This is a genomic window from Ectopseudomonas composti, from assembly GCF_900115475.1.
GTDB lineage: Bacteria > Pseudomonadota > Gammaproteobacteria > Pseudomonadales > Pseudomonadaceae > Aquipseudomonas > Aquipseudomonas composti.
This window is the reverse complement of record NZ_FOWP01000003.1, coordinates 429575-444333: the sequence shown is the minus strand read 5'-3', so window position 1 is coordinate 444333 and position 14759 is coordinate 429575. Positions and strand designations below refer to the sequence as shown.

Here is a 14759-nt window from a genome sequence, read left to right as displayed (position 1 = left end):
ACTATCCTTGACGATTCACTTTCATCACGTTTTCGCAAATCCCCGCCGACCAGGCTGCCAGGGTGACCCACAAGGTCTTACACGGCATGCGCAGCTTTGGAACATGGGTCTTTGCGGATGCACTTGAGGCAGACCCATGACCCAGGAAATCGGCGGCTTCGCCGCGCTCGGACTTCACTCCAATATTCTCGCCGCTCTGACCGCCGTTGGTTACGAAGAGCCGTCTCCGATCCAGTCGCAGGCCATTCCGGTGATCCTCGCCGGCCAGGACATGATCGGCCAGGCCCAGACCGGCACCGGCAAGACCGCAGCGTTCGCGTTGCCGATCCTGTCGAAAATCGACCCGGCCAAGCGTGAGCCACAGGCACTGATTCTGGCGCCAACCCGCGAGCTGGCCCTGCAGGTCGCCACCGCGTTTGAAACCTATTCCAAGCAGATGCCTGGCCTCAATGTGGTCGCCGTCTATGGTGGCGCGCCGATGGGCCCGCAGCTCAAGGCCATCCGCCAGGGCGCTCAGGTCATCGTCGCCACGCCTGGTCGCCTGGTCGACCACCTGCGTCGCGACGAGAAAGTGCTGTCGACCATCCAGTACCTGGTACTCGACGAAGCCGACGAAATGCTCAAGCTGGGCTTCATGGATGACCTCGAAGTGATCTTCGAAGCCATGCCGGAAAGCCGCCAGAGCGTGCTGTTCTCCGCCACGCTGCCGCACTCGATTCGCGCCATTGCCGAGAAGCACCTGCGTGAGCCGCAACACATCAAGATCGCTGCCAAGACTCAGACCGTCTCGCGCATCGAGCAGGCGCATCTGATGATCCACGCCGACCAGAAGACCAACGCCGTGTTGCGTCTGCTGGAAGTCGAGGATTTCGACGCGCTGATCGCCTTCGTGCGTACCAAACAAGCCACCCTGGATCTGGCCAGTGCCCTGGAAGCCAAAGGCTACAAGGCTGCTGCGCTGAACGGTGATATCGCCCAGAACCAGCGTGAGCGAGTGATCGAATCGCTCAAGGATGGCCGCCTGGATATCGTCGTGGCGACCGACGTGGCTGCTCGTGGTATCGACGTACCGCGCATCACCCACGTTTTCAACGTCGACATGCCGTACGATCCAGAGTCCTACGTACACCGTATCGGTCGTACCGGTCGCGCCGGTCGTGATGGCCGTGCGCTGCTGCTGGTGACGCCGCGTGAGCGTCGCATGCTGCAGGTGATCGAGCGCGTCACCGGGCAGAAGGTCGGTGAGGTCAAACTGCCGAACGGCCAGCAGGTTCTCGATGCCCGCATCAAGAAACTGACCAACAGTCTGGCGCCGCTGGTGGCCGATGCCGAAGCAAGTCATGGCGATCTGCTCGACCGCCTGACCGCCGATATCGGCTGCAGCCCGCGTGCCCTGGCCGCTGCGCTGCTGAAAAAGGCCACCAACGGTCAGGCCCTGGATCTGGCCACTGTCGAGCGCGAGCAGCCGCTGGTGCCGGGCGCTGGCGGTGCTCCGCGTGAGCGTCGTGAGCGCGACAGCGACCGTGGTGCTGATCGTGGTGGTGAGCGCAGCGAATACCGCGAACGCCGTGCACCGGTGCCGCTGACCGAAGGTCGTGTGCGTTGCCGCACCGCGCTGGGTACTCGTGACGGCATCGCCGCGAAGAACCTGCTCGGCGCCATCCTCAACGAAGGTGGCCTGGCGCGCGAAGCGATCGGTCGTATTCAGATCCGTGAAACCTTCAGCCTGGTCGAGCTGCCGGAAGACGGCCTGGACCGTCTGCTGGGCAAGCTGAAAGACACTCGTGTCGCTGGCAAGGCCCTGAAGCTTCGTCGCTATCGCGAGGATTGATCCGCTAGGCCTTGCGCCTCGCCACAGGATCAACTGAAAACGCCGCGCCCCTGACAGGGCGCGGCGTTTTCGTTTGTGTTTGTGTAAGAGCAGAGAACAGGCCGTTGAAAAACGTAGGCGAGGCAGCCAGTGCAAGGCAAAAACAGGCGAAAAAGCGGAGTTTACGAGTAGTAAATGAGCATTTTGAGCCTGTTTTTAACGCAGCAATGGCAACGCAGGTAGTTTTTTCAGCAGCCTGTCAGCCGGTTTCGCTGAGATTGGCCTTGGGCGCCAGGCGGTCGAATACCTCCGGCGTCAGTGCCGCCGCGCCAGCTTCATCGAGCACCTCGCGCGGGTGCTCACTGCCGGGGATGCTGCTGTCGAGCATGCTCAGCAACTGTGCGCCGCGAGCGGTGAGCACGAAGTTTTCACCATTGCCGCCTTGGTCTTCCGGACGCGGCTCGATAAAACCGCTTTCCAGCAGGCGCGCTTCATAGCGAGTGGCCTCGGCGCGCAGGTGGTCGAGATCGTGTACGGGATCGCCCGCGTTTTCCCGTTCCGCAGCCAAGTCTTCGGCGTAGCGGCGTGGCGCAAACGGCTTGCCAGCGGAGTTCTGTGCCTCATGCAGCAGGCGTTCGATCAGGTCCCAGTCATGCTTCATGGCTGTCTCTCCCTATGCAATGGACTCATAAGGTCCGACTTCGAGGGCGGCAGACGGTTCGACCTAATTGCGCGTGGGGGGATCTACAAAGCAAAACGCCCCGAACCAGTCGGGGCGTTTTGGGCGCGTAGCTGCCAGTGGTCAGGCGCGGCGGCGGAACAGCGGTTGCGGCTGATCGGCTGACGCCTGATAGACCTCGCTGTACTCCTCGAAGGCCTTCAGGGCGTCGAACGGGTCTTTGTCTGCACGCAGGGCGAAGGCGTCGAAACCCACGCGCTTGAGGGCGAACAGCTGGTCGCGCAGTACGTCGCCAATGGCGCGGACTTCGCCCTTGTAGCTGTAGCGAGTGCGCAGCAGGTAGGCGGTGGAGGAGTGGCGGCCATCGGTAAAGGCCGGGAACTCCAGGGCGATGACCTGGAAGTGCGCGAGGTCATCGGCGATTTCCTCGATTTCGTCGCCCGCTTCCAGCCACACACCCAGGCCGCCATCGCGGGCCTTGAGCGCATGCGCATGCTCGGCCCACAACGCCAGCGGCACGATGATGTCGTCGCAGTTGGGGATGGCGTCCAGGGTCACGTCTTTGGCCAGCAGGTGCCAGGTCTCGTCGACCACCTGACCGTTCTTAATGATTCGCTGCATAGACGCGCTCCTTGAACGGGTCGATACCGACGCGGCGGTAGGTATCGAGGAAGCTTTCTTCTTCGGTGCGTTGCTCGACGTAGACCTTGATGATCTTGTCGATCACGTCGGCCATGTCCGCTTCGGCGAAAGATGGGCCGAGGATCTGCGCCAGGCTGGCGTCACGACCGGCGCTGCCGCCGAGCGATACCTGATAGAACTCCTGGCCTTTCTTGTCGACGCCAAGGATACCGATATGGCCGACGTGGTGGTGACCACAGGCGTTCATGCAGCCGGAGATGTTCAGGTCGATATTGCCGATGTCGAACAGGTAGTCGAGATCGTCGAAACGACGCTGAATGGCTTCGGCGATCGGGATCGACTTGGCGTTGGCCAGCGAGCAGAAGTCGCCACCCGGGCAGCAGATGATGTCGGTCAGCAGGCCCACGTTCGGCGTGGCGAAGCCTTGCTCACGCAGCTCGCCCCACAGGGCCAGCAGCTGACGCTGCTCGACGTCGGCGAGGATGATGTTCTGGTTGTGACTGTTGCGCACTTCGCCGAAGCTGTAGCGATCGGCCAGGTCGGCGATGGCGTCCAACTGCTTGTCGGTAACGTCGCCCGGCGCCACACCGGTGGGCTTGAGTGACAGGGTCACGGCAACGTAACCAGGCTTCTTGTGGGCGAAGGTGTTGCGCTCGCGCCAGCGGGCGAAGCCAGGGTGTTCGGCGTTCTGCTGGGCGAGCAGGGCGTCTTCGTCCTGCAGGGTCAGATAGGCCGGATCGACGAAGTGCGCGGCAACGCGGGCGACTTCGGCTTCGGTCAGGGTGGTCGGGCCATCCTTGAGGTGCGCCCATTCGGCGTCTACGCGCTGCGCGAACACTTCCGGGGTTAGCGCCTTGACCAGAATCTTGATGCGCGCCTTGTACTTGTTATCGCGACGGCCATAGCGGTTGTAAACACGCAGGATGGCGTCGAGATAGCTGATCAGGTGCTGCCACGGCAAGAATTCGTTGATGAAGCTGCCGACGATCGGGGTACGACCCAGGCCGCCACCGACGGAAACGCGGAAGCCCAGTTCACCGGCTGCGTTCTTCACCGCTTCCAGGCCGATGTCGTGCACTTCGATGGCGGCACGGTCGCTCACTGCGCCGTTGACGGCAATCTTGAACTTGCGCGGCAGGTGACTGAATTCGGGGTGGAAGGTCGACCACTGACGGATGATTTCGCACCACGGGCGCGGATCGACGATCTCGTCCTTGGCCACGCCGGCGAACTGGTCGGTGGTGGTGTTGCGGATGCAGTTGCCGCTGGTCTGGATGGCGTGCATCTGCACGGTCGCCAGCTCGGCGAGAATCTCCGGCACGTCCTCCAGCTCCGGCCAGTTGTACTGGACGTTCTGCCGGGTGCTGATGTGGGCATAGCCTTTGTCGTAGTCACGGGCGATGCGCGCCAGCACGCGAACCTGGGCGGACGACAACAGGCCGTAAGGCACGGCGACGCGCAGCATGGGCGCGAAACGCTGGATATACAGACCGTTCTGCAGGCGCAGCGGACGGAATTCCTCGCCGCTCAACTCTCCGGCGAGGTAGCGGCGGGTTTGATCGCGGAACTGCTTGACGCGATCCTCGACGATCTTTTGATCGTACTGGTCATATACGTACATGAAGGGTCCTGTTTTCAGGCTACTTACTGCCAATCAGCGCGCACGGCCGCGCACTCCCCGAGGAGCCGGGGCACGATACCAGCTCAGGTTTATGCGTAAAAGTGATGTTTGAATATATAAACCTGAGTTTAAGGAATAAGACTGCTCCAAAGCATAACCATATGGTTTGAGCGATGGCTGAGGCTGGTCTTAAATACAGTGTGCGTCACCCAAAAGCACAAGAAGAGGGGGAGCCATGAGCGAACATACCGAGACGGAAAACACCGACAGCGTCACCGATGCCTGGGCGATCTTCTGCCTGATCCTGCTGGCCGTGGGCACGGCGGTTTTCTGGGTCAGCGGACAGTGAGATCGAAGGCCGACGCGCATTAGCGGTCGGCCTTTTATCATTTGCACCCTATACTGCGCCCGTCAATTGGGGAGAGGCGTCGTGAACAGGTGGGTGCTGGGCCTGGGGTTATTGCTTTGCTATGCATTGGCGTTGGCGCAGCCGCGTGCGCCAACGGTGGTGTTTCTAAACCCGGGTTACTCCGGCGAACGCTTCTGGACCGATTACAGCCGCTACATGCAGGACGCCGCCGGTGATCTCGGCATCGAGCTGAAGGTGCTGTATGGCGAGCGTGACCCGGCGCGCATGCTGGGCAATGCGCGGCAGGTGCTCGATGGTGAGCATCCCGATTACCTGATCTTTACCAACGAGCAGTTCCAGGGGCCGGTGGTATTGCGCCTGTTCGAGAACAGCAAGGTCAAGCTGTTTGCCTTGCATAGCACGCTGACCGAGGAGCAGCAGGCCCTGATTGGTGGTAGCCGCGAACGCCATGGCAACTGGCTGGGTAGCCTGGTACCCAACGACGAGGAGGCCGGCTACTTGATGGGGCGTGATCTGATCGCCCTCGCCAAGGGCCAGTCGACCGAGTTGCTGGCGTTTTCCGGGGTCAAGCAAACGCCTTCTTCGATCCTGCGCCTGGCGGGCCTGCAGCGTGCGTTGAATGGAGCACCGCATATCAAGCTGGTGCAGGCTGTGCACGGTGAGTGGCAGGAGCAACGAGCCTATGAACAGGCAATCGGCCTGTTGCCGCGCTATCCGCAAGTCAGCCTGGTCTGGTCCGCCAATGATGAAATGGCTTTTGGCGTGATGCGCGCGGCCGCAGAGTTGGGTAGAGAGCTGCACTACGCCGCCTTGAACAACTCGGATCGCGTGCTGCAGACGCGCATCGATGGACGCATCGAGGTCCTGGCCAGCGGCCACTTTCTGCTGGGCGCCTGCGCTCTGGTGATGCTCAATGATCATGCCCAAGGACTGGATTTCGTCGAGCATGGTGGCAAAGACCAAGTGGCGCGGTTGTTACGTACGGTGAATAGGACACAGTCGAAGACGCTGCTGAAACGCCTCGCCCGACCGGATATCGACATGGATTTTCGCCAGTTCAGCCTGCTGAAGCACCCGCAGCAGCAGCGCTATGACTGCTCGATCGCATCCCTGCTGGAGTGATCAGCCGGTCGCCAGGTGCAGAATCAGTTTTACCGCCACCAGCAGTATCACAACGAACAAAGCGGTGAAGAGAACGCCGAGCAGAATGAAGTGGCTGGGCTTGCCGCGACTGAAGTCGCGGCTGCGGTTCTTCCCGCTCTGCACGCCGAGCGCTGCCGCCAGTATGCTCTGCAACATCTCGCGCAGGGTCAGCGGGGCCTGCTCGGGGTCTTTGTCCTGATCGTTCATGGTCGCCTCTCCGTCTGTCCTGCAAGCATAGTCCGCAACCGTCGAGCCAGCACGAGGGCTAGGCTGGCTCCGGCGAATCAGGCAATCTGCCTGAGCGCTGACCACCGACCTTGACCATGCCTGACGATCTTTTCCCCGACGATACCGCGCAGACCGAGCGTACCCGCGAGACCATCCTGCGCTATCACCTGAGCTGGAAGCACCGTGACCTTGAGGCGGTGATGGCGCTGTATCACCCGGAGATTGAGTACAACGACTTCTATCAGCAGCGCTGCATGCGCCTGGGTGAGCTGCGCGAGTACGTCGAGAACAACCTGCCGCGCCGTCCTGGCGAGCTGCTGGAACACGTCGATCGCATCCGCATCGACGGCCACACCGCCTTCATCCAGTACTGCACCAGCCTGCAGGGTGGGGAAGGGCTGGTGTCGTTCCGCACCGGCGAAGCCATTACCGTGCGCGATGGGCTGATCTGGCGCATCAACGAATACGCCACGTTGGTACGTGAGGCGCGTGGCGCTGGCGAGGCTACCAGCTCACGCCCGGCGATCAGCCGCCTGGGGTTGTCGACCCGTCAGCTCGGTCAACTGGCGCAGGATCTGCAGGATTATTTTCAGCGCAGCCAGCCCTTCCTCGACCCCGAACTGGATCTGCAGCAGGTGGCGGTGGCCACCGGTTATAGCCGCAACCAGATTTCCCATCTGCTCAATCAGGTGTTGGGCGAAAGCTTCTACCGCTACGTCAACCGGGCACGTCTGCAGCATCTGCTCGATGGCTTGCAGGCGGGAAGCGATCTGAAACGTATCGATGAGCTGGCCTTTGCCGCCGGCTTCAACTCATTGTCGGCTTTCTACAGCTGCTTCAAGCGTCATACCGGGCTGTCGCCCACGGCCTATCTCAAGCAGATTTCCTCGCGGGCACGCACGCAAGACAACGACTGATCGCCACTACTAGCCTTGTGTCATCGATTGATGACGGAGGCGTGGATGAATCCCTGGCACAACATCAGTCTGTGGATGGATCAGCTCGATGATCCGCTGCAGGCGCGGCCCAGCCTGCAAGCCGAGCTGCACGCCGACGTGGCGATCATCGGCGCGGGTTACACCGGCCTGTGGACCGCCTATTACCTTAAGCGCCAGGCGCCGCAGCTGCGCGTGGTGATCGTGGAGGCCGAAACCGCCGGTTTCGGTGCGTCCGGGCGCAATGGCGGCTGGCTGATGGGCAATCTGCTCGGCGAGGATCGCCTGCTCGCCGGTCTGCCAGCGACCGAGCGCAAGGCGGGCTTCGATCTGCTGCACGGCATTCCCGATGAAGTGGCTTCGGTGGTTGCCCGGGAAGGTATCGACTGCGACCTGCGCAAGGGCGGCGTGCTGTATTGCGCCGCGCGCTATCCCGAGCAGGAAGTACGCCTGCGTGAATATCTCGACGAACTGCGTGCGCTGGGCCTGAGCGAAGACGATTACCGCTGGTTGGCACCAAGCGAACTGACCGCACAGCTGCGCCTGGCCAATGCCTACGGCGCGCTGTACAGCCCGCATTGCGCGACGATCCAGCCTGCCAAGCTGGTGCGGGGGCTGGCGCGCTGCGTCGAGGGACTGGGTGTCGAACTCTACGAGCGCAGCCCGGTGATCGACTGGCAGCCTGGCCTGGTGCGCACGGCTCACGGCCGGGTCACGGCTGATTGGGTGGTGCCGGCCATCGAAGGGTATGCCGCCAGCTTGCCGCCGCTGGGAAATCACCAGTTGCCGGTGCAGAGCCTGATCGTTGCCACCGAGCCACTGCCGGCGGACGTCTGGGCCGGTATCGGCCTTGAGCGCGGGCAGGCCTTCAGCGAATTCAGCCGTCAGGTCACCTATGGCCAGCGCAGCCTCGATGACAGGCTGATCTTCGGTGCGCGCGGTGGTTACCGCTTTGGCGGACGCCTGCGCAGCGACTTCAACCTCACCGATGACGAACTGGGCCTGCGCCGCTACCTGATGGGCGAAATCTTCCCGCAGTTGCGCAACGTGCGCTTCACCCATTCCTGGGGCGGCAATCTGGGCATGGCGCGACGTTTCCAGCCGCACATGCTGCGTGACACGCGCAACCGTATCGCGCTGTCTGGCGGCTATGGCGGCGAGGGCGTCGGTGCCAGCAACCTCGGTGGGCGCACCCTGGCCGACCTGATTCTCGGGCGCGACAGCGAACTGCTGCGCCAGCCCTGGGTATTGAGCGACAGCCCGATTTCCAGCCTGAGCCGCTGGGAGCCAGAACCCTGTCGCTGGCTTGGTTACAACGCGATCATCCGCAGTTTCGTCCATGAGGACGAAGTTCTCGCCAACCCGCGCAGCTCTGCCTGGCGTCGCCGTCTGGCGCAGGCCGTGGCCGTGCGCATGGAAAGCCTGATGGGCTGAGCGGGCGTCAGTGCTCGTCGATCTTTCACCTGGAGTCCACATGAACATCACCCATTTTCGCAACACCCCCAACGTCGCCCTGGAAGCGTCTAACCCGGTCGCCGTGCCCCTGAGCGAGCCGGTGGCGATCACGTCGACCACCAGTGTCGAGCGCAGTGATGGCGTGGAAACCGGAATTTGGGAGTGCACGCCGGGGCGCTGGCGCCGGCAGATCGTGCAGCAGGAGTTCTGCCACTTCGTCGCAGGGCGTTGCACCTTCACCCCTGACGGCGGCGAGCCCATCGAGATTCGCGCCGGCGACGCGCTGATGATGCCGGCCAATACCGTCGGTATCTGGGACATACAAGAAACGGTTCGCAAGACCTATGTGCTGATCTTCTGAATCAGCGCCTTTTCAGTGCTGCCTAGAACAACAACTCATGAGGTATCCCATGCTGAAGAAACTCCTGCCGTGCCTGATCCTGGCCGGCACCGCCCATGCCGCTGACAGCGTGCGCATCTACAACTGGACCGACTACATCGCCCCGGACACCCTCAAACAGTTCGAAAAGAGCAGCGGCCTGGGCACCCATTACGACGTCTACGACAGCAACGAGACGCTGGACGCCAAGCTCATGGCTGGGCGCTCGGGCTACGATGTGGTGTTCCCCTCCAACCACTTCATGGCTCGGCAGATTCAGGGCGGTGCGCTGAAGAAACTCGACCGCAGCAAGTTGCCGAACTGGACCAACCTCAACCCGCTGCTGATGAAGGCGCTGGAAGTCAACGACCCGGGCAACGAGCATGGCTTCCCTTATCTCTGGGGCAGTACCGGGATCGGCTACAACGTCGACAAGGTCCGTGCGGTGCTGGGCGATGACGTCAAGATGGACAGCTGGGACGTGCTGTTCGACCCGGCCAAACTGGCCAAACTCAACCAGTGCGGCGTCGCCATCCTCGATAATGGCCCGGAAATGCTGCCGATTGCCCTGCATCACCTGGGCTTGCCGCACCACAGCAAGAACCCCGAGGACTACAAACGCGCCGAAGCGCTGCTGATGGAAATGCGCAAGAACGTGCGTTATTTCCACTCTTCCAAATACGTCGGCGATCTGGCCAACGGCGAGATCTGCATGGCGGTCGGCTTCTCCGGCGACATCATGCAGGCTGGCGCCCGTGCCGCTGAAGCGGGCAACGGGGTGAAGATCCAGTACGAGATTCCCAAGGAAGGCGCGCCGATCTGGTTCGACATGGTGGCGATGCCGGTCGATGCCAGCAACGAGGAGGGTGGCTACGCCTACATGAACTACCTGCTGCAGCCCGAGGTGATGGCGGCCATTAGCAATCATGTGAAGTACGCCAACGGCAATGCCAAGGCCGATGGTCTGGTCGATCCGGAGCTGAAGGCCGACCCGACCGTGTACCCGCCGGAGTCAGTGATGGACAAGCTGTACACCCTGGAAGCCATGCCGCTGAAGATCGATCGGGTGCGCACGCGCATCTGGAGCAAGGTGAAGAGCGGCGTCTGATTGCTGGATGAATCGAGTCCTGGCATTGCCTGGGAAGGTCTGAAAACGCCGTCATTGCCGCGCAGGCGGCAATCCAGAAAGTCTGCAACGCCTGGGCTCCCGCCTTCGCGGGAGTGACTGTGAGTTTTTTCAGAAACTCCTGATGCTGATCTCCCAAGAGAAACGCCGCGAGCCTTTGCAGGTTCGCGGCGTTTTCTTTTCCAGTAGGAGTGAGCTTTGCTCATGAACAAAAAGCTTCGCGAGCAGAGCTCGCTCCTACGACAAGGTCATTCAGGCATCAGACCTTGAAGCGGCCCAGTAGGCGATCCTGCTGCCCGACCTGCTCCACCATCGAGGCGCACTGGCGCACCTGTTGCTCGGCACCGCCAGCCAGTTCATGGCTGATGTCGCGAATGTTGGTGGTGTTGCGGTTGATCTCCTCGGTGGTCGCGCTCTGCTCTTCGGCAGCGGTAGCGATCTGCAGGTTCATGTCGTTGATGCGGGTGATCGCCTCGCGAATGCGGCCGAGCATGTCGTTGGCCGCGCCTGCATCCTCGGCGGTCTTGCTGGCGGTATCGCGGCTCTGCTGCATACGGTTCTCGGCCTGACGCACGCCGCCTTGCAGTTGGTCGATCATCTGGCGGATTTCCTGAGTCGCCTGCTGCGTACGCGAGGCCAGCGAGCGTACTTCGTCAGCCACCACGGCAAAGCCACGACCGGACTCGCCGGCCCGTGCCGCTTCGATGGCCGCGTTCAGTGCCAGCAGGTTGGTCTGTTCGGCGATGCTGGTGATCACCTGCAGGATCGACTCGATGTTGTGGCTGAGCTTGGCCAGTTCGTTGATCGCGTGACTGGTTTCGTCCATCTCGTCGGCCAGGTGGCGAATCGCAGAACTCGATTGCGAGACCACGCGCACCCCGTTCTCGGTTTCTTCGTTGGCGGCAACGGCGGCCTGGGCTGCAGCCTGGGCGTTGCGTGCCACTTCCTCGGCAGTCGAGGCCATTTCCTGCATGGCGGTGGCCAGTTGATCGAGCTCCTGCAGCTGTTCCTGCAGGCGGCGCGCGGCCTGTTCCGACTCGTTGGAAGTCAGGGCAGTGCTTTCACGTACTTGATGCGAGCTGCCCATGACCTCGCCGATCAAGGTCTGCAGGGTCTGCAGGAAGCGATTGAATTCCTGCGACAGTTCGCCGATCTCGTCGTTGCTGGTGATCGCCAGGCGGCGGGTCAGGTCACCTTCGCCGCTGTTGATTTCACGCAGTGAGGTGTTGAGCAGGCCCAGTGGTTTGAGCAGGCTGTTCATCAACAGGCCCAGCACCACCAGACTGATGGCCACGCCAATCACGGTGCCGACCACGGCCAGCCAGGTCAGGCGGTTGGCCTCTGCCATCACCACGCTTTCGTCCAGCACGACGCCGATGTACCAGTCCATGCCACGCAGGTTGGGTAACGGGGTGAAGGAGACCAGCAGGCTCTTGCCGCCAGCTTCGACTTCACGCAGCTCCTTGCCTAGCGCCGGGCTCTGGCCATCGAACAATGCGCTGTAGGGCTTGCCGTTGTACTCGGCATTGGGGTGGGAAATGATGTTGCCCGAGCGGCTGAGCAGGAAGGCGTAGCCGGCGCCATTGAAGTCCAGGGTGTTGACTGCATCGGCGACTGATTGCAGGCGGATATCGCCACCGAACACGCCGAGAAACTGGCCAGCGTTGCTGATCCGAGCCACGGCGGAGATGAGGATTTCATTGGTGGTGGAGTCGACGTAGGGTTCGGTCAGCACGGCCTGGCTGCCCGCCTTGCCGGTCGCGTACCAGGGGCGTTTGCGGCCGTCCCAATCGGCACTGGGTTTCCAGTCGTTGCTGTTCTTGATTGGCTTGCCGTCGGTTTCCAGTGCACCAAAAACCAGGATGAATTCACTTTTGAGCAGCGGCGAATCGAACACGCGCTGGTTTTCTTCAGGGCTGTAGTTGCTATCGATGGTCTGCGACATCAGGTCGATCAGGCGCAATTTGGCGTTGAGCCAGTTTTCGATCTGCCTGGCCAGTGCGTTGCTCGACTCGGCAATGCTCGATTCGACCTGACTGCGCAGGGTGTCGCGAACCTGACTGACCTGGGACAGCGACAGCAAGCTGGTGGTAAGGAACAGCACGGTAGCGGCCGCGATACCGACCTTGTGGGCGATTTTCATGAATGGGCTCCTGGGCACCAAGACGACGGGGCTGCATCCATGCAAGGCAGTTGTCTACAAGGCAAATACAGTGCCGGCTTTTCGCCAGCGGGACGTGTGGTCTCTCTGTACGCTCTTGTATCGGCTCTCAGGTACCGTTCTTGAGCTTTCTGTGCAGGCGACTGGTATTGACCACATCCACCGTGCGGGCGCGCAGTTGGCCGCAGCCGCCGTCGACATCCTGGCCAGCCGAGTTGCGCACCTTGGTCAGCACGCCACGACTGTGCAGGTAGCGCACCATCTCGACGATGCGTTCGCCACCGGGGCGCTGATATTCATCTGCTTCCAGGCTGTTGTAGGGGATCAGGTTGAGCACGGCGAACTTGCCCTTGAACAGACGCAGGATATTGTCCATCTCTTCCTGGCTGTCGTTGATGCCCTTGAGCAGCGTCCACTGGTACTGGATCGGGTAATCGATGGTTCGCGCGTAGGCTTCGCCCAACTCCATCAGCTCTTCGGGATCGATGCGCGGAGCCCTGGGCAGCAGGCGCTGGCGCAGCTCGGCATCGGTGGTGTGCAGCGACAGGGCCAGGGCAGGGCGCACGCGTTGCTTGGGCAGGCGTTCGAACACACGCGGATCACCAACCGTTGAGAACACCAGGTTACGCTGGCCGATACCACCCTCGGTGCCAAGCAGGTCGATGGCTTCCAGCACGTTGTCGAGGTTGTGCGCCGGCTCGCCCATGCCCATGAACACCACCTTTTTCACGGCACGGCGGCGGCGGCCCAGCACGACCTGGGCAACCATCTCGGCGCTGCTGAGCTGGCGCAGTAGGCCGCTTTTACCAGTCATGCAGAAGGTGCAGCCTACGGCGCAGCCCACCTGGCTGGAGATGCACAGGCCGTCTCGCGGCAGCAGTACGCTTTCGACCATTTGCCGGTCGGCAAGCTCCACCAGCAGGCGCGAGGAGCCATCGGCGCCTGGGTGCTCGGCGCTGACCCGCGCCAGTTGCTCGAGATTTGCCGCGATGGCTGGCAGCCCCTCGCGTACCGTCAACGGCAGGAAATTCTCGGTCTTCTGATGCTTGGTGCCGGTGTCCAACGCCTTGCCCTGCAGCCAGGCACGAGTAATGCGCCCGATATGCTGGGGTTTGGCGCCAAGGTCGGCGAGGCGTTGGTTGAGTTCGGTGAGCTGCATGGGGCGCGCATGCTATCACTTGGCCGTGGGAGCGACCACGTCGAAGCGCAGCGCGCCGATCATCTGTCCGGCTTCGGTAACCACGCGCACCTGCCAGCGGCCTTCGGGCGAGGCCGGGAAGTTGAGCTTGTGCGTCCAGGCGCGATAGCCCTCCTTGCGCCCGCCGTTGATGTCCAGCGCAATGCGATCGACTTCTTCGCCGTTGTGCTGCCAGACATGATAGATGCGCTCGTTGAGGCCGCGCGGCGCGTTGATCGAGGTGTAGGCGTAGAGCCCGTTACGCATTTGTTCCGGGCTGACCCGCTCCAGGCTTTCACCCGGCGTGCGTTGCGCACCATCGAAGTGATCACTGATCGCCACTTCGGTCAGCCACAGCGTCGCCGGTGGCACCCAGACCCGCGCCATCCAGCCTGCACTGGCCATCGCCATAGGCAGTGCTGCCAACAGCAGAATGCGTCGCCAGCCAGCGAAACCGATCAGACCGGGCAGGCTCGGTAGTGCCAGCACCGTGGCAACCGCCAGGGCGATGCGGTAGCTCTCCGGCGTGCTGAGGTGAAAGATGACCGGCAGCGCGGTGAGCATCACCGCAAACAGCGTCAGGCTGTGAAAGATAAGCAGCAGCCAGCGCCGTGGCGCCAACCAGCGGTAGTAGATCGGGTCGGTGATCGAAGCCAGTGCGGCAGCTGTCAGCAGGCCGCTGAAGAGCAACTGTCCGCTGTTCCAGGTGGTGGTGATGAAGAAGAATGGCAGGACGAAGAACAGGCTCTCCTGATGGATCATCTGCGTGCCGTAGCGCAGCAGCGGCAGCGGCAACTCGAAGCCGAAACACCGGGCAATGCGCTCACGCAGCAGGTTCTCGAGGATCAGCCAGAGCCAACTGACCAGCAGCACCGCGCCCAGCACCTTGGCCAGGTGCGCTTGGCGGTCGACCAGGAGAAAACTGGCTAAACCGGAGCAAAAGCCGAACAGGGCGACCAGACCGGGGTAGCGGCGCAGCAGGGCGAGCAGGGTGGGGATACGGTCGAGCAGGACTTTCATGGAAGAGCCGCGT

General features: G+C 62.2%; 13 protein-coding genes. 6 read left to right on the top strand and 7 right to left on the bottom strand.

Annotation, left to right across the window (positions count from 1 at the left end):
• Positions 1–136 precede the first annotated feature (136 nt).
• Positions 137–1831, top strand: coding sequence for a DEAD/DEAH box helicase (locus BM059_RS08300; protein WP_036999609.1), 1695 nt, complete (start codon positions 137–139; stop codon positions 1829–1831).
• Between the two features lie 238 nt (positions 1832–2069).
• On the opposite strand, the gene BM059_RS08295 is transcribed toward BM059_RS08300, so the two are convergent.
• The 3 genes from BM059_RS08295 to BM059_RS08285 all read right to left on the bottom strand — a co-directional run bounded on the left by BM059_RS08295 (position 2070) and on the right by BM059_RS08285 (position 4752).
• Entirely contained in the window at positions 2070–2471 is a 402-nt protein-coding gene (locus tag BM059_RS08295) for a transcriptional regulator (protein WP_021489115.1), read from the bottom strand.
• Between the two features lie 141 nt (positions 2472–2612).
• Complete coding sequence (locus tag BM059_RS08290) at positions 2613–3110, bottom strand: DUF934 domain-containing protein (RefSeq protein WP_074937903.1); 498 nt, start codon at positions 3108–3110, stop codon at positions 2613–2615.
• Complete coding sequence (locus tag BM059_RS08285) at positions 3094–4752, bottom strand: nitrite/sulfite reductase (RefSeq protein WP_074937902.1); 1659 nt, start codon at positions 4750–4752, stop codon at positions 3094–3096. The genes BM059_RS08290 and BM059_RS08285 overlap by 17 nt, the downstream gene beginning before the upstream one ends.
• A gap of 430 nt (positions 4753–5182) precedes the next feature.
• Between BM059_RS08285 and BM059_RS08280 the strand changes: the two genes are divergently transcribed.
• Entirely contained in the window at positions 5183–6244 is a 1062-nt protein-coding gene (locus tag BM059_RS08280; RefSeq protein WP_279626470.1) for an ABC transporter substrate-binding protein, read from the top strand.
• On the opposite strand, the gene BM059_RS08275 is transcribed toward BM059_RS08280, so the two are convergent.
• Positions 6245–6472 (bottom strand): DUF2970 domain-containing protein, encoded by a 228-nt coding sequence (locus BM059_RS08275; protein ID WP_036999604.1) that lies wholly within the window; start codon positions 6470–6472, stop codon positions 6245–6247. It abuts the gene before it with no gap.
• Positions 6473–6588: 116 nt separating this feature from the next.
• Between BM059_RS08275 and BM059_RS08270 the strand changes: the two genes are divergently transcribed.
• Genes BM059_RS08270 through BM059_RS08255 form a run of 4 tightly spaced genes read left to right on the top strand, consistent with a single transcriptional unit; the run spans position 6589 to position 10370 of the window.
• Positions 6589–7410 (top strand): AraC family transcriptional regulator, encoded by an 822-nt coding sequence (locus BM059_RS08270; RefSeq protein ID WP_074937900.1) that lies wholly within the window; start codon positions 6589–6591, stop codon positions 7408–7410.
• A gap of 45 nt (positions 7411–7455) precedes the next feature.
• Entirely contained in the window at positions 7456–8862 is a 1407-nt protein-coding gene (locus BM059_RS08265) for an NAD(P)/FAD-dependent oxidoreductase (protein ID WP_074937898.1), read from the top strand.
• A gap of 40 nt (positions 8863–8902) precedes the next feature.
• Entirely contained in the window at positions 8903–9244 is a 342-nt protein-coding gene (locus BM059_RS08260; protein WP_074937896.1) for a cupin domain-containing protein, read from the top strand.
• Between the two features lie 49 nt (positions 9245–9293).
• Positions 9294–10370: a polyamine ABC transporter substrate-binding protein gene (locus BM059_RS08255; RefSeq protein WP_139220712.1), complete on the top strand. Its 1077-nt coding sequence runs from the start codon at positions 9294–9296 to the stop codon at positions 10368–10370.
• Positions 10371–10647: 277 nt separating this feature from the next.
• On the opposite strand, the gene BM059_RS08250 is transcribed toward BM059_RS08255, so the two are convergent.
• The 3 genes from BM059_RS08250 to BM059_RS08240 form a co-directional block, all read right to left on the bottom strand.
• The gene (locus tag BM059_RS08250; RefSeq protein ID WP_074937891.1) at positions 10648–12531 is read right to left on the bottom strand and encodes a methyl-accepting chemotaxis protein; all 1884 of its coding nucleotides are present in this window, start codon (positions 12529–12531) and stop codon (positions 10648–10650) included.
• Between the two features lie 127 nt (positions 12532–12658).
• Positions 12659–13708 carry an RNA methyltransferase gene (locus BM059_RS08245; protein WP_074937890.1) on the bottom strand — a complete coding sequence of 350 codons (1050 nt, stop codon included), beginning with the start codon at positions 13706–13708 and terminating at the stop codon, positions 12659–12661.
• Positions 13709–13723: 15 nt separating this feature from the next.
• A complete protein-coding gene (locus tag BM059_RS08240) occupies positions 13724–14746 on the bottom strand; it encodes a DUF5924 family protein (protein ID WP_074937888.1) in 1023 nt (340 codons plus the stop codon).
• Positions 14747–14759 lie beyond the last annotated feature (13 nt).